Source organism: Pseudactinotalea sp. Z1748, assembly GCF_049725185.1.
Classification (GTDB): Bacteria; Actinomycetota; Actinomycetes; order Actinomycetales; family Beutenbergiaceae; genus CALKWS01.
In genome coordinates this window covers 181,358-199,098 of sequence record NZ_JBMPQB010000005.1, presented here as the reverse complement: position 1 = coordinate 199,098, position 17,741 = coordinate 181,358, and the positions used below count along the sequence as shown (strand labels likewise).

At 68.7% G+C, this 17,741-nt stretch carries 20 protein-coding genes; 11 read left to right on the top strand and 9 right to left on the bottom strand.

Annotated features, from left to right (window positions below):
- Window positions 1-2 precede the first annotated feature (2 nt).
- From ACO0LU_RS12640 to ACO0LU_RS12600, 9 genes are all read left to right on the top strand, one after another.
- Window positions 3-587: a hypothetical protein gene (locus ACO0LU_RS12640; protein WP_424791709.1), complete on the top strand. Its 585-nt coding sequence runs from the start codon at window positions 3-5 to the stop codon at window positions 585-587.
- The gene (locus ACO0LU_RS12635) at window positions 584-976 is read left to right on the top strand and encodes a BlaI/MecI/CopY family transcriptional regulator (RefSeq protein WP_424791708.1); all 393 of its coding nucleotides are present in this window, start codon (window positions 584-586) and stop codon (window positions 974-976) included. The genes ACO0LU_RS12640 and ACO0LU_RS12635 overlap by 4 nt, the downstream gene beginning before the upstream one ends.
- Complete coding sequence (locus ACO0LU_RS12630; protein WP_424791707.1) at window positions 973-1,950, top strand: M56 family metallopeptidase; 978 nt, start codon at window positions 973-975, stop codon at window positions 1,948-1,950. The genes ACO0LU_RS12635 and ACO0LU_RS12630 overlap by 4 nt, the downstream gene beginning before the upstream one ends.
- Window positions 1,951-2,242: 292 nt before the next feature.
- On the top strand, window positions 2,243-3,664 hold the full coding sequence (locus tag ACO0LU_RS12625; RefSeq protein WP_424791706.1) for an MBL fold metallo-hydrolase: 1,422 nt from the start codon (window positions 2,243-2,245) through the stop codon (window positions 3,662-3,664).
- A 15-nt stretch (window positions 3,665-3,679) separates the two neighbouring features.
- Window positions 3,680-4,561, top strand: coding sequence for a sulfite exporter TauE/SafE family protein (locus tag ACO0LU_RS12620; protein ID WP_424791705.1), 882 nt, complete (start codon window positions 3,680-3,682; stop codon window positions 4,559-4,561).
- Window positions 4,562-4,885: 324 nt separating this feature from the next.
- Window positions 4,886-5,707 carry an ABC transporter ATP-binding protein gene (locus tag ACO0LU_RS12615; protein WP_424791704.1) on the top strand — a complete coding sequence of 274 codons (822 nt, stop codon included), beginning with the start codon at window positions 4,886-4,888 and terminating at the stop codon, window positions 5,705-5,707.
- Window positions 5,704-6,360, top strand: a complete 657-nt coding sequence (locus ACO0LU_RS12610; RefSeq protein WP_424791703.1) for an ABC transporter permease — start codon at window positions 5,704-5,706, stop codon at window positions 6,358-6,360. The genes ACO0LU_RS12615 and ACO0LU_RS12610 overlap by 4 nt, the downstream gene beginning before the upstream one ends.
- Window positions 6,357-7,079, top strand: coding sequence for an ABC transporter permease (locus ACO0LU_RS12605; RefSeq protein ID WP_424791702.1), 723 nt, complete (start codon window positions 6,357-6,359; stop codon window positions 7,077-7,079). Before ACO0LU_RS12610 ends, ACO0LU_RS12605 begins: the two co-directional genes overlap by 4 nt.
- A 40-nt stretch (window positions 7,080-7,119) precedes the next feature.
- On the top strand, window positions 7,120-8,073 hold the full coding sequence (locus ACO0LU_RS12600; protein ID WP_424791701.1) for an ABC transporter substrate-binding protein: 954 nt from the start codon (window positions 7,120-7,122) through the stop codon (window positions 8,071-8,073).
- 177 nt (window positions 8,074-8,250) lie between these two features.
- Here the strand turns inward: ACO0LU_RS12600 and ACO0LU_RS12595 are convergent, their stop codons facing one another.
- The 4 genes from ACO0LU_RS12595 to ACO0LU_RS12580 form a co-directional block, all read right to left on the bottom strand.
- Window positions 8,251-8,436, bottom strand: coding sequence for a hypothetical protein (locus ACO0LU_RS12595; RefSeq protein WP_424791700.1), 186 nt, complete (start codon window positions 8,434-8,436; stop codon window positions 8,251-8,253).
- Window positions 8,437-8,642: 206 nt separating this feature from the next.
- A complete protein-coding gene (locus ACO0LU_RS12590) occupies window positions 8,643-10,652 on the bottom strand; it encodes a beta-galactosidase (protein WP_424791699.1) in 2,010 nt (669 codons plus the stop codon).
- 52 nt (window positions 10,653-10,704) lie between these two features.
- A complete protein-coding gene (locus tag ACO0LU_RS12585) occupies window positions 10,705-13,212 on the bottom strand; it encodes a glycoside hydrolase family 95 protein (protein ID WP_424791698.1) in 2,508 nt (835 codons plus the stop codon).
- A 4-nt stretch (window positions 13,213-13,216) separates the two neighbouring features.
- Window positions 13,217-14,161 (bottom strand): ATP-grasp domain-containing protein, encoded by a 945-nt coding sequence (locus ACO0LU_RS12580; RefSeq protein WP_424791697.1) that lies wholly within the window; start codon window positions 14,159-14,161, stop codon window positions 13,217-13,219.
- A 142-nt stretch (window positions 14,162-14,303) separates the two neighbouring features.
- Between ACO0LU_RS12580 and ACO0LU_RS12575 the strand changes: the two genes are divergently transcribed.
- The gene (locus tag ACO0LU_RS12575) at window positions 14,304-14,573 is read left to right on the top strand and encodes a GlsB/YeaQ/YmgE family stress response membrane protein (protein WP_424789208.1); all 270 of its coding nucleotides are present in this window, start codon (window positions 14,304-14,306) and stop codon (window positions 14,571-14,573) included.
- A gap of 36 nt (window positions 14,574-14,609) precedes the next feature.
- Here ACO0LU_RS12575 and ACO0LU_RS12570 read toward each other — a convergent pair whose 3' ends face one another.
- Window positions 14,610-14,774 carry a hypothetical protein gene (locus ACO0LU_RS12570; protein ID WP_424791696.1) on the bottom strand — a complete coding sequence of 55 codons (165 nt, stop codon included), beginning with the start codon at window positions 14,772-14,774 and terminating at the stop codon, window positions 14,610-14,612.
- A gap of 156 nt (window positions 14,775-14,930) precedes the next feature.
- Here ACO0LU_RS12570 and ACO0LU_RS12565 point away from each other — a divergent pair, with 156 nt between their 5' ends.
- Window positions 14,931-15,323: an STAS domain-containing protein gene (locus tag ACO0LU_RS12565; protein WP_424791695.1), complete on the top strand. Its 393-nt coding sequence runs from the start codon at window positions 14,931-14,933 to the stop codon at window positions 15,321-15,323.
- Here the strand turns inward: ACO0LU_RS12565 and ACO0LU_RS12560 are convergent.
- From ACO0LU_RS12560 to ACO0LU_RS12545, 4 genes are read right to left on the bottom strand one after another with little or no spacing between them, the layout of a single operon-like run.
- The gene (locus ACO0LU_RS12560; RefSeq protein ID WP_424791694.1) at window positions 15,270-16,046 is read right to left on the bottom strand and encodes a GvpL/GvpF family gas vesicle protein; all 777 of its coding nucleotides are present in this window, start codon (window positions 16,044-16,046) and stop codon (window positions 15,270-15,272) included. The genes ACO0LU_RS12565 and ACO0LU_RS12560 overlap by 54 nt on opposite strands.
- Entirely contained in the window at window positions 16,043-16,366 is a 324-nt protein-coding gene (locus tag ACO0LU_RS12555; RefSeq protein ID WP_424789205.1) for a gas vesicle protein K, read from the bottom strand. Before ACO0LU_RS12555 ends, ACO0LU_RS12560 begins: the two co-directional genes overlap by 4 nt.
- Complete coding sequence (locus tag ACO0LU_RS12550) at window positions 16,363-17,343, bottom strand: gas vesicle protein (protein ID WP_424791693.1); 981 nt, start codon at window positions 17,341-17,343, stop codon at window positions 16,363-16,365. The genes ACO0LU_RS12555 and ACO0LU_RS12550 overlap by 4 nt, the downstream gene beginning before the upstream one ends.
- Window positions 17,336-17,731: a gas vesicle protein gene (locus ACO0LU_RS12545; protein WP_424791692.1), complete on the bottom strand. Its 396-nt coding sequence runs from the start codon at window positions 17,729-17,731 to the stop codon at window positions 17,336-17,338. The genes ACO0LU_RS12550 and ACO0LU_RS12545 overlap by 8 nt, the downstream gene beginning before the upstream one ends.
- Window positions 17,732-17,741 lie beyond the last annotated feature (10 nt).

Below are 17,741 nucleotides of genomic sequence, written 5' to 3'. Positions count from 1 at the left end.
CGATGACATGGATTTCGAAGAACGTGAGTTCGTTACGTCACACCGCCGCGATGGCCCGCCAGGGCCTGCGGTTGTGGACACCACGGCAATTCATCTTCGCCGCGGCCTCGGGGGCCGCCGTCGCGCTGCTCATCGGAATCGCGACCGTCCTGATCCCGAACCCGATCTTCGGCCGGGATATTCCGCCGGTGTGGTGGAACTATCCGGTCTGGCTGCTGACCTCAGCGTTCACCGGCATGCTCATCACCACCTACCTACGCCCCACCCCGGGCGTCGCCGAGGTGGGGCAGGGTGCCGATCCCGGGGCCGACCCCGCCGACGCCTCGCTGACCCCACGCCAGGAACGGCGCAACAGCCGGTTCGGCATGGCCGGAACCGTGCTGGCCTGGTTCGCCGTCGGATGCCCGGTCTGTAACAAGATCGCGTTGCTCGCCCTGGGATACACCGGCGCCATCACGTGGTTCGCTCCGATCCAACCCTTCCTGGCGCTGGGCGCCCTGGTTCTGACCGGCGTGGCGCTGCTGTGGCGCCTGCGGGGGCAGGTCGCCTGCGCGGTGCCGGCGCCGAAGGCGACGGTGTCGTCGTGAGCAGCGGGACGCGCGAACGTCCCGGCGGGCCGGTGCGGTTGGGGACCCTGGAGGCCCAGGTGATGGATGTGCTGTGGACCAGCGGCGCTGCCACCGTCCGGGAGATCATCGCCGAGTTGCCCGCGGAGCCGGCCTACACCACGATCGCTACAGTGCTGTCGAACCTTGAGCGCAAGGGCATGGTGGACGCCAAGCGGCAGGGCCGCTTCGTGCTGCACCGGCCGCGGATGAGCCGCGAGCAACACATTGCGCTGACGATGGGCCGTGCCCTGGACGCCGGAGGTGACCGGGCCGCCTCGATCATGCACTTCGTACAGACCATGCCCGAGCAGGACCGGGAGTTGCTCCGCGAGTACCTGCAGCACGATGACGACGGTGCCCGGCGATGACGCCGACGCTCACGATCGGCGTGCTCGGCGCTGCCCTGGTCGCGGTGGCCCTGGGCGGCCCATGGCTGCTTCGCCGGGCCAGTTCCGCACTGGCACACGTCCCGAGACTGGCGGTCGCGATCCTGGCGGCAGGCTCCCTCGCCTGGGTGCTGGCCGCGCTTGCCCTGGGCCCGTTGGCCGCCTGGGCGTTCACCGGTCCCGCGATCCCCGGACGCGCCGGGGAGGTGTGCCGCCAGTGCCTGGATGCGGCCAACCCCTGGACCGGTTCCACTCTGATCAACACCTGGGTGCCGGCGATCGTGCTCCTGGCGCTGCCGACTCTGGCCGCGATGGGACTGCTCACCGCGACCACCGCCCGGGCGTGGCGGCACGCGCAGGCAACGCGAGCGGTGGCCACTGAGATCCGTGACAAGGCGAGCAGAACACATCTGCAGGGTCAGCCGGTGCTGCTCATCCCCGACCCGGCGCCGCTGGTCTTCACCCTGGCCGCCCGGCACGGCGGGGTGGTGGTCTCCACCGGCGCGCGGGAGCGGCTCGACCAGGAGGAGTTGGCCGCCGTGCTCGAGCACGAGCGGGCCCACCTTCGCCAGCACCACCACCTGGTGATGGCCGTCATGCGGGCACTGATCCCCTACCTTCGCTGGGTGCCGTTGATCGCCTCGGCAGCCGCAGCCATCCCCCACTACCTGGAGATCGCCGCCGACGACGCGGCCCGGCGCCGGACGGGAACCCGTGCGCTGGCGACCGCGCTGCTGAAGGTCGGCGAGCCGGCGAGTTCCACGAGCCTTCCGGCAGACCTCGGCGGAGCACTGGGCGCCGCCGGGCCCCATCGCATCGGGCATCTCGTTCGCCCCACAGCGCGTGCGGAAAGGTGGCCGGCACTCTTCCTCGGTAGCCAGGTCATGCTCATGCTGCTGGCCACCAGCGCCGTCGGCCTCCCCTACGCGGGCGCCGTGGCGAGCGGCTGCTTCTGAGGCCACCGGCCGCACGACACCATCGCTCGATCGATCGCCGGGCTGTCGTCGCCGGCCGCGCCCCTGCTCGCCTCCGGAGACGTCACCGTAGGTCGCCGTTCCCGCTCGCGCCGGACCGCTGGCTCCGTCCCTGCTCGCGCGGTCCGCAACTCGCCTCCACCGCTGCCTGCCGACGGACATCCGACGTCGGGCCTTCTGGACACACCGGGCACATCGACGGTCCCATCTCCGCTTGCATACCCCTAGGGGTATATGTGAGACTGCAGCGCAGACCCCCGAGGAGAGGAATCTCATGCGTCTTGACCGGATCTATGACGAGGACCTTGCCCAAGCGAGTTACCTCATCGGCTGCCAAGCCAGCGGAGAGGCGGTCGTCGTCGACCCCCGCCGCGACATCACTGAGTATCTGGACCTGGCCGATCGGCACGGATTGCAGATCGTGGCGGTCACCGAAACCCACATCCACGCCGATTACCTGTCCGGTACCCGCGAACTGGCGGCCGCAACCGGAGCCCGGATCTACCTCTCCGGCGAGGGAGGGCAGGACTGGCAGTACGGTTTCGAGGGCACCCGCCTCTACGACCGCGACACTTTCGCCATCGGCAACATCTCCATCGAGGCCCGGCACACCCCCGGGCACACTCCGGAGCACTTGTCCTTCCTGGTGACCGATGGCGCCTTCAGTTCCGAGCCCGGCTACCTGCTGTCCGGTGACTTCATCTTCGTCGGCGACTTGGGCCGCCCGGACCTGCTCGATGAGGCCGCCGGCGGGGTCGACACCCGGTTCGTCGGTGCCCAGGAGCTGTTCACCAGCCTGAAGAACCTCCTCCTGGATCTTCCCGACCACGTGCAGATCTATCCCGCCCACGGCGCCGGTAGCGCCTGCGGCAAAGCCCTCGGCGCCGTGCCGGCCACCACCGTCGGCTACGAACGGCTCTTCTCCTGGTGGGCTTCCTACCTGCGCAACGACGACGAGCAGGGTTTCGTCAGCGAACTCCTCGCCGATCAGCCCGATGCGCACGCCTACTTCGCCCGGATGAAGCGTCAGAACAAGGAGGGCCCGCAGGTGCTGGGCCCCCTGGCGCCGCTCGCCGAGTGGGACACCGGACGCCTCTCCGCTGCCCTGCAGGAGGAGCAGGTCACCTTCGCCGACACCCGCCCGTGGGAGGACGTCCACCGGGGGACGGTCGCCGGTGCGCTGCACATACCTGGGCCGGACAAGGCCGCGACCTACGGAGCCTGGGTGTTCGACCCCGAGCGGGAGACCGCACCCCTGGTGCTGCTGGCGCCCGACAGCGAGGTCGCCGAGGACATCCGCGCCCACCTGTTGCGGGTAGGGATCGATGACGTCGCCGGCTACACCACCGAACTGGCCGGACTGCCCCCCGCGGTCCCTGCGGTCGTGAGTCCGGACGACCTGGAGGACCTGACCGATGGCGACAACGTCCACCTCCTGGATGTCCGCAACCGCACCGAGCACGCCGAGGGCGCCATCCCCGGGAGTGATCAACTCGCCGTCGGACGGCTGATGTGGCATCTGGACGACCTGCCCGCCGCCGGCACGCTCGTGGCCTACTGCCAGAGTGGCAACCGTAGTTCGGTGGCTGGGGCGGCTCTGCGCCGGGCCGGCCACGACGTCATCGAGGTTACCGGCGGGTTCCAGGCGTGGTCACAGACCACGGAAACCCTGGACACCCCGGTCCGGGCCCGGTAGCACCGGCACCGGCAGATGGAGGCTTATCTCATCGTCGTGCTGATCCTGGCCGTGCTGGTCGGGGTCAGCCTCGGTCTCCTCGGTGGCGGTGGTTCGATCCTGACCGTCCCACTGCTGACCTATGTGGCCGGGATGGATCCCAGGGAGGCGATCAGCGCGTCCCTGTTCATCGTCGGCGTGACCTCGCTGGTCGGGATGCTCAGTCACGCCCGCCGCGGGAATGTGCGCTGGCGCACCGGCTTGGTCTTCGGTGGCGCGAGCATGGTCGGTGCGTTCGGTGCGGGCCTGGTCGGCGGGCACCTGCCCGGCACCGTGCTCATGATCGCCTTCGCGCTCATGATGCTCACCAGCGCGGCCGCGATGATCCGCCGCAAGGGAACAGCCCGGCCCCGGCGCAGTGACATGGCGGCAGGGCGCGCCGTACTCGATGGCTTCGTGGTGGGCGCGATCACCGGCCTGGTCGGAGCCGGCGGCGGGTTCCTCGTGGTCCCGGCGCTGGTGCTGCTCGGTGGGCTGGCGATGCCGGCGGCCGTGGGCACCTCGTTGCTGGTGATCACCATGAAATCATTCGCCGGTCTGGGCGGGTACCTGACCACGGTGAGCCTGGACTGGGCACTGGTGGGCGCCGTCACGGCCGCCGCAGTCGCCGGCTCCTTCCTCGGCACGGCGTTGACCGGCAAGGTCCCCGAGGGCCTGCTGCGGCGACTCTTCGGCTTCTTCGTGCTGGGCATGGGCGTCCTGGTCCTCGCACTGGAGCTGCCGGCCCCGGGCGGGACGGTCGTGGTGCTCGCCGCGGCGCTGGTGATCGTGGTGGCGCTGGGCGGGAGCGCAATCGGCGCGCACCGGCGTCGGACGTCAACACGCCGTCGAAACCCTGAACCGATCCATCACCCCTGACGAAAGGACCATCCGAAATGTGTCGTCCCACCACCTGCCGCCGCTGCGGTAAGACCACCTGGGCCGGTTGTGGCCAGCACGTGGACCAAGTACTGAGAGGCGTCCCGCAGCACCAGCGCTGCCAGGGCCACGAGGGGGAACCCAGCACGGGTTTCTTCGCCCGGTTCGCCAGACGTTCCCGATGACCGTGCCGGGCTTGCGGGCTCGGTGAGACTCCGGTCCCGGGGCCAGGCCGGGCGGGACCCGGGGTCCTGCGGAGAGCGACCGACTCTCCGGTCCGGTACCGTCGTGACGGCAGGTCACTGACCCGACGGAGGCTAGGGCATGATCGAGTTCCGCTCAGTCCGCAAGGAGTACGACGACGGAACTGTCGCCGTGGACGACTTCTCCCTGGTGATCCCACCACGCAGTACCACGGTGCTGGTGGGCTCCTCCGGGTGCGGGAAGACCACGCTGCTGCGGATGATCAACCGGATGGTCGAACCGACCTCCGGGGTCATCGAGATCGACGGTGAGCCCGTGGCCGACCGGGAACCGGTGGCCCTGCGCCGCAGCATCGGATACGTGCTGCAGAACGGCGGCCTGCTGCCGCACCAGAAGGTGATCGACAACGTTGCCACGGTGCTCCGGCTGACCAAGAACCCCCGCGCCCGGGCCCATCAGCGCGCCTTGGAGTTACTGGACACGGTCGGGTTGGACCGGGCCCTGGCCGAGCGGTACCCCAGCCAACTCTCCGGCGGGCAGCAGCAGCGGGTCGGGGTGGCCCGAGCGCTGGCCGCCGATCCCAACATCCTGCTCATGGACGAACCATTCGGCGCGGTGGACCCGATCGTGCGCGCCGAGTTGCAGACCGAGACCGCCCGGCTCCAGAACGAGTTGCACAAGACGGTGGTGTTCGTCACCCATGACGTCGAGGAAGCCTTCGGGCTCGGCGACCAGGTGGTGATCCTGCAGAAGGGCGCGCACATCGCCCAGTGCGGCAGCCCCAGCGAGATCATCGAGAATCCGGCCAGTGACTTCGTGGCCGATTTCATCGGGTTGAATCGCGGCGCCCGGAAACTGCACCTGAAGGAGACCGGGAACGGCACGGTGCTCGTGGACGCCAACGGGCGGACCAAGGGTGTGCTGGCCGAAGGCGCCCCGTGACCTGGGTCCTGGATAACCTCGACCTGATCGGGGGGCTCACCGTGGAGCACCTGCGCCAGAGCGCGGTGCCGATCGTGCTCGGGCTGGCGTTATCCATCCCGTTGGGCTGGGTCGCCTACCGCTACCGCCTCACCCAGGGCCTGGTGCTGACCCTGGTGGGCTTGCTGTACACGATCCCATCCCTGGCCCTGTTCGCGATCCTGCCGCCGCTGCTGGGCATCAGTTTCCTCTCCGAGGTCAATCTCATCATCGCCCTGACCATCTACGCGGTCGCGATCATGACTCGGTTCGTGGCTGATGCGCTTGTTTCGGTGGAGCCCTCCGTGCGTCAGGCCGCCACCGCCGTCGGCTACGGACCCTGGCAACGCTTCTGGCAGGTGGAACTGCCCCTCGCCGGTCCGGTGGTACTCGCCGGGCTGAGAGTGACCGCGGTCTCCACGATCTCCCTGGCCACGGTGGGCATCCTGATCGGCATCGACAACCTCGGGTACCTGTTCACCAACGGTTACCAGCGACAGCTCGTGGCCTCGGTGCTGGCCGGCGTGGTGGCCACGGTGGTGATCGCGCTTCTGATCGATGCCCTGCTGCAACTGGCGGGCCGGCTCCTGATGCCGTGGACGGCGCTCACCAGCGCGAAAAGGGCCACGACATGAACCTGTTCCTGGAGGCCATCGACTGGATCTTCGCACCGGAGCGCGCCACCGGAGCCCTGCCGCTGCGCGAGGCGATCAGCACGCACCTGCTCTACACCGTGGTGTCGGTGCTGATCGCGGCCGCCATCGCGATCCCGGCCGGTTGGCTGATCGGGCATACCGGCCGCGGGCGCGGATTCGCAGTGGCCCTGGCCGGCGCGGCCCGGGCGGTGCCCTCCTTCGGGCTGGTGCTCCTTCTGGTGCTCGTATTCGGTGTGCTGTACAAGGTGGAGGCCTCGGTCACCGCCTTCGTGCTGTTGGCCATCCCCTCGATCCTGGCGGGTGCCTACGCTGGGCTCGAGGCAATCGACCGCCGCGTGATCGACGGGGCCCGCTCGGTGGGGATGTCGCCGTGGCAGCTGCTGCTGAAGGTGGAGGCGCCCTTGGGCCTGCCGCTGCTCATCGGCGGGTTGCGCTCGGCGAGCCTGCAGGTGGTCTCGACAGTGACGCTGATGGGCTACGTGGGCAACTGGGGGCTGGGATTCCACATCGTGCAGGGCATCAACCTGCGCACCTTCGAACAAATTCTTGGCGCTGCGCTGGTCATCGTGGTGCTGGCCGTTAGTTTGGACGCATTGTTCGCCATCGCCGAGCGCGTGGTCACCCCGAAAGGTGTCCAGGCCCGACGCACCCGCGGAAAGAAGCAACGACGGCCCTCCGAACGACTCGCCACGAGTTGAGGCCCTAACCCCGTATTGACCGACCCGGAAGGATTCGAGCATGATCCGACGCACCACCACCGCGATAGCCACCCTCGCGATCGCAGGCCTGGCGCTGGCCGCCTGCGGCGGGGATTCCGACCCGCTGGCCGATCCCGAGACCGACGACGGCGCCGTCACCGAGCCCGACGATGAGGACGACGCGCCGGCCGGGCCCGGCCCCGACACCACCGTGATGGTGGGATCCCAGGCCTACTACTCCAACGAGATCATCGCCGAGATCTACGCCCAGGCACTGGAGGCCGAAGGCTTCATGGTGGAGCGCAACTTCTCCATCGGCCAGCGCGATGCGTACATGCCGGCCCTGGAGAGCGGCGAGATCGACCTGTTCCCCGAGTACACCGGCAACCTGCTGCAGTTCTACGACCCGGACACCGAGGCCACCGAGGCCGAGGACGTGTACGCCGAACTCGGTACCGCGCTTCCGGAGAACCTGGTGGCACTGGACCAGGCCGAGGCCACCGATCAGGACTCCTACAACGTGACCGCTGACTTCGCCGAGGAGCACGGCCTCACCTCCCTGGCCGACCTGGCCGAGGTGGATATGGACCTGACCCTGGGCGGTCCGGCCGAACTCGAGGAGCGCCCCTACGGTCCGAGCGGGTTGAGCGAGGTCTATGGGGTCGAGGTGTCCTTCAGTGCCACCGGTGACACCACGGTGCAGGACCTGGTGGCCGGCACCGTGGACGTGGGGAACGTCTATAGCGCCGACCCGCGGATCCAGACCGAGGACCTGGTCACGCTGGAGGATCCGGAAGGGCTGTTCCTGGCCTCACACGTGGTGCCGCTGGCGAACGCCGACATCGCCGAGCAGGTCGCTCCGGTGATCAACCAGGTCAGCGCGGCATTGTCGGCCCAGGATCTGGTGGCGATGAACGTGGAGTCCACCGAGGATCAGCGCTCCCCCAGTGACATCGCCGCCGACTGGCTGGAGGGTTCCGGCATCCTGAACTGACGCCCCGGGGCGGCCCGCGCCGGACGGCCCCAATTGGACGGTTCCGGCGGGGTCTCGCGTGGAAGTGCCGCTCAACGGCCCCAATTGGACGGTTCCGGCGGGGTCTCGCGCGGAAGTGCCGCTCAACGGCACCAATTGGACGGTTCCGGCGCCGTCGGGGAGGGTAGGGCCGCGGTGTCAGCGGCCGCGGCTGCGTTTGTTCAGCCAGGCGGAGGCAGCGACATAGACCAGCACCGCCACAATCACCACCAACACGATCCGCAGGAGCACCCACAGTGCGGTGAAGACGAACTGCACCAGCGCCCAGGCGATGATGACCGCGATGACCACGAGAACAAGTGAGATGAGCCGGTTGCGTTGCACCCCTCCAGTGTGTCAGAGCCTCGCTAATGGGTACGACGAACCACCACCTCATCGAGAACGACGCCCGTGGTCATAGTCGACTGGTCGGCGCGTCGCTTTCGACCCCAGGGGTCGACCTCGGCCGCTAGGTGTACCCAGCTAGGGCGCGGGGGGTGGTGGGGGTGGCGTGGTGGGGGGTGGTGGGGGTGGGGTGGGGTGGGGGTGGGTCAGGCTTCCCGGACGACGGCGACGTCCCCGGCCGGGAGTGCGTAGGTACCCTCGGCCCGGGTTCCGGTGAGCAGTTCGGTGCCCGTGACGCTCACCTGCACATCCTCGCCGGTGTGGTTGAGTACGAACAGGTAGCGTGCGCCGTCCGCGCCGTGGCGCCGCTGCGCCTCCACACCCTCGGGCAACCCGTCCACCACGGGAGTGACCCGAGCCTCGGCGAGGACGTCACGCACGAGGCGACGCACGCCGTCGGCGTCCGGCCGGGTGCCCACGTACCAGGCCGCACCCGCCCCCACCTGGTTGCGGGTGATCGCGGGCTTTCCGGCCAGAGGTCCCTGCGCCCAGGTACGGACCGCCTGCGCCCCGGCCAGGTGGGTGTTCTCGCTCCACAGGTCGGCGCCGGTGCCGTCGTCCAGGCGCAGCACCTCGTCGGCCTGCAGGGGCCAGAACTCCTCGGTGCGCACCCCGAGCAACTCCCGGAACGCACCGGGGTAGCCACCCAGTCGGACGTGATCGTGCTGATCGGCGATGCCGCTGAAGAATGTCACCAGCACGGAGGCACCGGACCGAGCCGCGTCGGCGATCGTGTCGGCGGCGTCGTCATCGAGCAGGTATAGGGTGGGCACCAGCACGGCGCGGTACTCGCCCAGATCGGCTCCGGGCGAAACGATGTCCACGCTGACCCCCTCCAGCCAGAGGCGGCGGTAGTAGCGCAGCAGCTCCGCCATGTAGCCCAAATGCTGGGTGGGGTGGGAGTCCAGTTCGCTACCCCACCAGGCCTGGTAGTCGAATACCAGCGCCACCTGGGAGCGCACCCGCGAGCCCCGCACCGGTGCGAGGGCCGCCAGGGCCCGGCCCAGGCGCACGGTGGTGCGCCACACGTCGGAGTCCGTGCCGGCGTGGGGCACCATCGCCGAGTGGTATCTCTCCGCACCGGCCTTGGACTGGCGCCACTGGAAGAACATCACCGCGTCGGCCCCGCGGGCCACATGACACAACGAGTCGCGCACCATCTCCTGCGGATCCTTGGGCCGGTTGCGTTCCTGCCAGTTCACCGCCGAGGTGGAATGCTCCATCAGCATCCACGGCTCCCCACCGGACACGCCGCGGCTCAGATCGGCGCTGAAGGCTGCCTCGATATGCCGTTCGGGGTCGGCGGCGATGGTGTAGTGATCGGTGGCGATTACGTCCATGTCCGGCGCCCAGCCGAAGTAGTCCATCCATTTGGTGCGGCTGGTCAGCATCATGTTCGTGGTGATCGGCACATTCGGCGTGATTCCGCGCAGCACCTCGCGCAGGGCGCGGTAGTGACGCAGCAGCTCATCGGAGGAGTAGCGGGCGAAATCGAGTTGCTGGGTCGGGTTGGGATCGTGGGGAGCCACCCGAGGCGGCAGGATCTCCTCGAACGAGTCATACCGTTGGGACCAGAACGCCGTTCCCCAGGCCGCGTTCAGTGCCTCCACCGTGCCGTACCGCTGACTCAACCACGCGCGGAATGCCCGTGCGGCGTCCTCGGAGAAATCGTGCGGGACGTGGCAGCCGAGTTCGTTGTCCACGTGCCACACCGCCAACGCCGGATGGTTGCCGTAGCGCTGGGCCATCGCCCGGGTCATCCGCAGCGCGTAGTCGCGGAACACCGGCGAAGACACCGAATAGGCCTGCCTGGACCCTGGGTAGAGCACCGTGCCATCGGCCAGTTCGGGCAGGATGTGCGGGTGCTTGCGGGTCAACCACGGCGGCGGTGAGGCGGTGGCGGTGGCCAGGGAAACCCGGATCCTGGCCTCGAGCAGGCGATCCATGACCGCATCGAGCCAGCCCCAGTCGTAGTCACCCTCGCGCGGCTCCAGCATCGCCCAGGAGAAGATCCCCACGCTGACCAGGTTCACCCCGGCCCGCACCATCAGTTCCACGTCCTGCACCCGGGTGGCCACCGGCCACTGTTCCGGGTTGTAGTCGCACCCGTAGGCAAGCCCGGAGACGCCCAGGGGCCAGGAGTTGGTGGTGGTCATCGCAGGATCCTCCGGTGCTTCTGTGCGGGTTGGGGCGCATCGGGCAGATACGCTACCCCGCCCCGGTCGGGACGAAGTCCGCGGAGGTGAGCGTGACCGGGGCGTCGGCGGGCACGTCCACATTCACCCCGGCACCGGCGAAGCACACCCGCCGGTTACCCGCGCGGGCGGGAGCGGTGGCCCGCAGGCATGCCCCGGTCAGCGCCACCCGGCCGTCGTCGTCGATCTCCCAGTCCACATCCACAACGGTGCCGCCGCGGGCGAGCAGGCCGCGTGCCTGACCCGGGCCGAGCGCGGCCGGCAGTGCCGGAAGCAGGTCGATCCGGTCGCCGTGGCTCTGCAGCAGGGCCTCGGCCAGTGCGGCGGTGAAGCCGAGGTTGCCGTCGATCTGGAACGGCGGGTGGGCGGCGAAGTAGTTGGCGTACAACCCACCCGACTGGCCGCCGGCGTCGGCCTCCTTGCTGCGCAGCGCCAGGCGGATCAAGGACTCCACCCCCTCGGGCTGGCCGAGCCTGGCGCGCATCGCCATCTTCCAGGCCAGGGACCACCCGGTGGACTCATCCCCCCGGGCGTCCAGGCTCGCCGAGACCGCCCCGGCCAGGTCCCGATCGAGAGGTCGGGTGCCGGGATAGCAGAACACCAGGTGGGAGATGTGCCGGTGCAGCGGCTCGGGGTAGGACACGTCCATCGCCCACTCCCCCACCAGCCCGTCGGTCCGGATCGGTGGTGCCGGCAGGCGCGGCAGCGCCGTACGAGCTGCCGCCACCACGTCGTCGTCGTTGATCCCGAGGCGCTCGGCCAGGTCGGTCACGATGGTCAGGAGGTCACTGATCAGCGCGATGTCGCAGGTGGAGGAGATTCCGGCGCTGCCCTCGCGGCCGTCAGGCGTGCGGAACCTGTTCTCCGGCGAGGTGGACGGATAGGTGCCCAGGCCGCCGTCGGGCATCTCCTGCAGCCAGTGCAGGCAGAAGGCGGCAGCCTCCCGGCCCACCGCGAAAGCGCGGCGGGCGAATCCGTCGTCGGCCCCGAAGGCCACCTGCTCCCACAGGTGCCGAACCAGCCAAGGGCCGGCCATCGGCCAGAACGCCCAGGCGGGATCGTGCTCGCCGTGACCGACCGGCAGGGTGTAACCCCAGATGTCGCTGTTGTGATGGGCCACCCAGCCAGGGGCCCCGTAGAGGTCGGCTGCGGTCCGCCGACCCCGATCGGCCAGCGCCTCCACGAGGTCGAACAACGGCTCGGCCGCCTCGAGCAGGTTCGCCGGACCGGCCATCCAGTAGTTCATCTGCAGGTTGATGTTGGTGGTGTAGTTCGAACTCCACGGGGGCCGTAGGTCGGCGTTCCAGATTCCCTGCAGGTTCGCCGGTGTCCCCCCGGGCCGGGAGGAGCAGACGAGCAGGTACCGGCCGTAGTTGAACACCAGTGCCACCAGCGCCGGGTCCCGCTCGAACTCGGGCAGGCCCGGGGCATTGACCGCCGCCAGGCGTTCGTCGCTGGGCGCGCTGGAACCGTGAGCGAACCTCACCTCGGCCCGCCCGTACAACTCCTGGTGGTCGGCTCGTTGCCTGGCCCCGAGTTCGGCTGTGTTGTGCGCCTCAGCCGCGTCCAGCGTAGCTACCGCACGTGTGATCGCCGGCGGGAGGTCCCGGCGTGGCGCGCGACCCAAGCCGCGGAACCCGGTGGCGGTGCTGACCAGCGCGGTGACCTCGCGCGCTCCGCGCACTCCGGTGCCACCCTGGATGGGCACCTGGAGGCCGTCGTGCCGGACGCGTAGGGCCACCGCGACCGGTTGGCTGTCCCCGCCGTAGTGCACCGGCTCCTGCGAACCTGCGACCGGGGCGCGGAAAGTGTCGTCGTGCGGGGGATGCACTTCCGTGGGCAGGGTGAGGGCGAGCACCGCATCCGCTCCGCCCGGAGTTTCGACGAGGCCACCGCGCAACTGAGAGGTCAGGGCGAGGTCGACGTCGAGGCCGGCGGGGTCCTCCGTGGTGACGGTCCACACGAGCACCTGATCGGGCGCGCTGACGAACGTGGTGGCGGTGACCCGGTGATCCCCGTGGCGGCAGCTGGTGCGGTGCGTCGCGGTGGTCAGGTCGAGCCGGCGCTCGTAATCGATCACGGCGCCCTCAGTGCCGGGGCTGCCGGTGCGGTCGGTGGTGGCGGCTGGGTTGCCAGGGGCCGAGGCCTGCTCACCTGAGCCGGCCGGCCTGATCGTGATGTCAAGGTCTGCCAAGGGCATGAAGGCGCCCGAACTGCGGTGCTGCAGCGCGCGCAAGGCGTCCTCGGCGCCGGACCAGTCGCCATCCCTGATCGCCCCCCGGGCACGGGCCAGGGCACGCGCGGAGACCTGCGGATCGGGCCGGTCCTCGGTGAACTCACGTTCGGGCCCACCGGACCAGGCGGTGCCGTCGTTGAGCCGGAGGCGTTCGTGCCACGGGTCCCCGTAGACCATCGCTCCGATACGGCCGTTACCCAACGGGAGCGCCTGCAACCAATCGGTGGCGGGCGTCGTGAAGCGGAGTATGTGCGACGTCGGCCTCGCGTCTTGGTTCCGAACCACGTGGTCAGGCCAGGTCGATGTTCGCCGGATCCGGCCCCATGCGCAGTTCGGCAACGATGGAGTCGGCGAAGCGTTCGATGGCGCCGGACTCCAGGGAGCAGAACAGGTTCGGCTCCACCAGCTCCAGTTCCATCAGCAGCGAGGCCCCGCCGTGGGTGGGGATCAGGTCGACTCGCGCGTACGGCAGCGGACGCGAGGAGATGGACCGGCCCGGAATGCGTGCGCGGGCGAAGGCCAGGACTTCCTGACCCGCCTGGATCTCCTCCCGGCTGGCGCGGTAGGGCTCCATCTCCTCCTGCAGGTACCGCCCGGCCTCGGCTCGTTCGGCGCCCTCCAGGATCGTGCCCTTGCGGGCGGCGTGGGAGTAGGTGCCATGGAAGAAGACCAGGGCGATCTCGCCGAGCACATCGACCTCGGGCACATAGCGCTGCACCATCACCGAGCGGCCGTCGGCCAGCAGCCGGGAGGCGTGCTCGATGGCCGCGCGTCGATCGTCGGCCAGCACGCGGTACCGGGCGGTGTCCATTGATCCGGCGCTGATGGCCGGCTTGATGACGAATTCCTCCCGAGCGGGAAAGCGATTGTGCAGATCGCGCTTGGTGAACTCGCGCTCCGGTTCCAGCCATCGGGTGTCGACCACCGGCAGGCCGTGGTCGGCCAGCGGCTGCAGATAGTGCTTGTCGGTGTTCCAGCGCAACACGTTCGGCGGGTTCAGCAACCGCGGCACGGACTGGGCCCAGGCCACGAAATCGTCGCGGTGAGCCGCATAGTCCCAGGCCGAGCGCACCAACACCAGGTCGTAGGTGGACCAGTCCACGCTCGGGTCGTTCCAGACGGCGGCCTCGGCGTGCACAGCGCGATCGGCCAGCGCGGGCACGAGCGGTCGATCCTCCTCGTGCAAACGGGGCAGGTCGGCGCAGGTGACGAGGGCAACTCGGGATTCAGGCACGCCCCTACCGTACCGATCGCGTACCGGGAACGCCCACGGTCACCGCCGCGGGCTCAAGATGCGCGATTCCCCCGGTGATGCCACCATCGGTTCCACCGCCGGCCCATCAGGCGCCGGTCCGTCGATCGAACAAGGAGTCCCCATGGGTTTCATCGCATTCCTGCTGCTCGGTCTCATTGCTGGTGCGATCGCTCGTGCGATCCTCAAGGACCGTATCGCCGGCGGCTGGCTCGCCAGCCTGTTAATCGGCGTGATCGGCGCAATGCTCGGTGGTTGGATCGGCACAGCCACAGGCTTGGGCGATGTGGATGAGTTCTTCTCCATCTCCTCCTGGCTGCTGGCCATCCTCGGCTCGGTGATCGTCCTGGTGATCTGGGGCGCGATCAGCGGCCGGAGCAAGTCCACACGCTGAGGTTCCCGCGGCGAGTTCGGCGCGAACCTGACCGGATCAGCGGAACAGAGCACCCAGGTAGATCTCCGTTGGTGTACACCCGTAGTGGTACCGGTCCGCGTTGCGCGTCGGCTCGCCGCACTCACGGCACGGTTGGCTGTGGTCACCGGTGCGGTGTTCGGTCGCCTTGACCCACTCGGTGCTCTTCTCTTTGATGGGCATTGGTCACACTCCTGTCGACCTCGATCTGTTGAAGTGCACGGTAATCCGAGGGCCTTTTAATGAGTTGTGGCAAACGTGTGGACCCTGGCCGCGGCCCGAACTTTGATGCCAGACGTTGATGCCACAAGGGCGTCCGTCAACCAGTCGAGGAGCAGGATGCCCGCGGAGTCCGAGCGGTTGAGCGCGCAGGGTTGGGTCAGCCTGTCCAGGTCGCACGATTGCGCCCGACTCGCCCTCGGCGGCGAGATCGACGCCGCCGACATCTCCACGCTCAATGACGCCGTCGAGGAGGCGCTCGGCTACGGCTTGCCCGTCGACGTCGACACTCAGGGCGTGCTGTTCATGGACTCCATGACTATCGCCGCTATTTCCCGGCTCTCCGGAGCCGGCACCCGGGTGCGCTTCCTCAACCCGCCGGGACTTGTGCGCTTCCTGCTGGACGTGACGCACATCGGTGCGGAGGTTGAGATCGTCGACGAATCCCCGGCCTCCCGGTCAGGACGTCATGGTCGGCACGTCGGCGAAGGAGTACGGGGGCCACGGACCTAGGAACCGGATCTGCGCTGCCGGTTGCTCGTCACGGATCTTCGCCAGCGCACTACCGATCGCCTGAGTCTGCTCGGCCGGCGCCAGCACCGAGAACGCGGCAACCGGCACCTCCCCCGGTTCGGCACGACTGGCGCGGTTCTCCACCAGGTCATCGGCGAGGGCGGCAAGCCGGCGCCGGTAGTCGGGGTACAACTCGTCGGCCAGTGCATCAGCCAGGTCCCTGGCGTGATGCTCCAGACGTTTGCGCAACAACCGCTGCATCCCGGCTGGTCTGTCGTCGATCTCCGCGCGCATCACCTCGGTCTCCGGGTGCCCGTGCGCCACGGTGGCGGCGTCCAGAGAGATCTCGATGCGCAACTCGATCCGACCACGTAGTTGTGCCAGACGAGCGGCGAGGTCATCGGCGTTCTCGTGCAACCAGCGCTGCAGCCGCACCTCGGCCGGGTCCTCCTCGCTGTGTGCCACGATGACGTTGAAACTCACCGGCAACACGGCACCGGTGGCTTCGGCGAGCCGTTCCACGACATCGCTGTGACTCAACACCCACCGGCGTACGTCATCGTCATCGTCACCTTGGTACGGGCCATCGCGGTGCTCATGGACGACGGCGGCGACTCCCCCCGGTGCGGTGATCACCCTGAGTGTGTGGTCATCGATTCCGGTCCCCAGTTGGTGTTCCTCGGCCGGGGTACTGATCGCGTACACATACAGGTCTGCGCTCATCGGTGGTCCGGACCTGCCTCTTCAGCCCATCGGTCCGGGTTGATCAATTTGTCCACCACCTCATCAACGACGTCATCCAGACCACGGCGCAGGTCCGCCACGGATCCGGTCAGGCCGTGCTCGTCTTTGAGTTCGGCCATCGCCTCGTCCAACTCCATCAGCGCCTCGCCCAGCCGGTTCTGTTCCTCCTCGGTCAGATCACCGCCTTCGATCCGCCGGATGGCCTGGGTCTCCAGTGCCTCCTGGATGATCTCCACCAAGGTGACCACCAGCGTGAGGACACCGTTCTTGAGGCTCTTCTCGTCGACCTTCAGCGTCATCGGTCCGCTCCTGCCGCTACCTGTTCGGGCTGGTTCCGCCGCAGTAGTTGCAGGATCAGGCCCGCCCACCGTTCGTTATCATCGGCGGCTAGGTGGACGTTCCCGGAATCAGTACGCACGAGCAGGATCGTATCCAGCAGCGGGGTGTCCCCGGAGCGCAGTGTCACCGACCTGATCTCGCTCGGGCGCAGCCGCACCGCGGGACGGGAGTCCAGGGCACCCTTCCAGGTCAGGCCGCTCTCGGCGTCGAGTTTTCCGGTGCCGCCGCGCCACAGGGGCTTACCCGCACTACCTTCGCGGAACCACATCCGTCCCTCGGCCAGAGGTCGTGCTTCCTCCGGACGCGGCGTGGGATCCGAGGAAGCGCTGCTGTGGCGGCGCACGAGGTCGTGCAAACGCTCCGGCTCCGAGGCGGACAGGATGTGCGTACCGCCCCCGGCGGTGCTCACATGCAGGCGGGCACGTTCCTCTCCGCCGATGCTCCGCTCGCTACGTAACTCGACCCGCTCGATGTCACCGAGGGGGGTCTGCCAGAGAATCTCCTGGGGATCGCGCCGGTAGGCCACCAGCCGGTGGGTGGTGAGATAGATGGTGCCTGGACGCCATGATCCGTGCACAGTCTGGGCCAGATAGCCACCTGGCATCCGGGCGACGACGTCCTCATCGGTAGCCAACGGCAGGTGCCGGGATACCGCCGCGCGCACCCAGGCACGCGTTCGTTCGTCCCAGTTGCGCATCATCCCGTACTCCAACATCGTTTCCAGGCCCGCGATCGTGGCGCGCAGGTTGATCCCGATCAGGGGAACGTCGGCGACGGCGATGATCAGGTCCAGGTTGAGATAGACCCCCTTGTTCAGCAGCACTTCGAGCAGGTCCGGCAACGTGACCGCCGGGTCGCGGGTGGGTTGCATCGCCTTCGTGACCTCCGCAGCGCTCCCCACGGCAGTGCCTGGAGGATCGCTAGCCTGCTCAGTCATCTGAGTCGGTGACCTCCGCCGGCTGGTCCCGCCCTGCCAGCGCCTGGGCACTCTGCCACCCGCACCAGGGGCAACTCTGCTCAAGCAATTGGTCTACCGGGGAGTGCTTGCCGCACTCCGGGCATGATTCCTTGGTCTCGATGGCTTCTCGCCAGGCCACTGTGTCGGTGTCGGTCCCGGCGGGGAATTCCAGCCCGTACTTCGCGGCAGTTTCGAACGAGGCCAAAGCGGCGCGGATCCGAATGCCGAGCAACTCCACCCCGGCCACCGAGACCATGATGTCGGCGTTGAGGACCAACCCTTTGTCCAGCAGGGTCTCCACGACGTGTACCAGCGTGCCCTCACGGGAGCGCTGCGGCTGGATCGCGTCACCTGGCCCACTAGTCATCGCGCCACCT

Coding starts and splice junctions, on each gene's coding strand:
- ACO0LU_RS12615 (WP_424791704.1), top strand. CDS start 4,886: ATGATCGAGTTCCGCTCAGTCCGCAAGGAGTACGACGACGGAACTGTC.
- ACO0LU_RS12600 (WP_424791701.1), top strand. CDS start 7,120: ATGATCCGACGCACCACCACCGCGATAGCCACCCTCGCGATCGCAGGC.
- ACO0LU_RS12575 (WP_424789208.1), top strand. CDS start 14,304: ATGGGTTTCATCGCATTCCTGCTGCTCGGTCTCATTGCTGGTGCGATC.
- ACO0LU_RS12565 (WP_424791695.1), top strand. CDS start 14,931: ATGCCCGCGGAGTCCGAGCGGTTGAGCGCGCAGGGTTGGGTCAGCCTG.
- ACO0LU_RS12560 (WP_424791694.1), bottom strand. CDS start 16,046: ATGAGCGCAGACCTGTATGTGTACGCGATCAGTACCCCGGCCGAGGAA.
- ACO0LU_RS12640 (WP_424791709.1), top strand. CDS start 3: ATGACATGGATTTCGAAGAACGTGAGTTCGTTACGTCACACCGCCGCG.
- ACO0LU_RS12550 (WP_424791693.1), bottom strand. CDS start 17,343: ATGACTGAGCAGGCTAGCGATCCTCCAGGCACTGCCGTGGGGAGCGCT.
- ACO0LU_RS12570 (WP_424791696.1), bottom strand. CDS start 14,774: ATGCCCATCAAAGAGAAGAGCACCGAGTGGGTCAAGGCGACCGAACAC.
- ACO0LU_RS12590 (WP_424791699.1), bottom strand. CDS start 10,652: ATGACCACCACCAACTCCTGGCCCCTGGGCGTCTCCGGGCTTGCCTAC.
- ACO0LU_RS12630 (WP_424791707.1), top strand. CDS start 973: ATGACGCCGACGCTCACGATCGGCGTGCTCGGCGCTGCCCTGGTCGCG.
- ACO0LU_RS12625 (WP_424791706.1), top strand. CDS start 2,243: ATGCGTCTTGACCGGATCTATGACGAGGACCTTGCCCAAGCGAGTTAC.
- ACO0LU_RS12545 (WP_424791692.1), bottom strand. CDS start 17,731: ATGACTAGTGGGCCAGGTGACGCGATCCAGCCGCAGCGCTCCCGTGAG.
- ACO0LU_RS12605 (WP_424791702.1), top strand. CDS start 6,357: ATGAACCTGTTCCTGGAGGCCATCGACTGGATCTTCGCACCGGAGCGC.
- ACO0LU_RS12555 (WP_424789205.1), bottom strand. CDS start 16,366: ATGACGCTGAAGGTCGACGAGAAGAGCCTCAAGAACGGTGTCCTCACG.
- ACO0LU_RS12620 (WP_424791705.1), top strand. CDS start 3,680: ATGGAGGCTTATCTCATCGTCGTGCTGATCCTGGCCGTGCTGGTCGGG.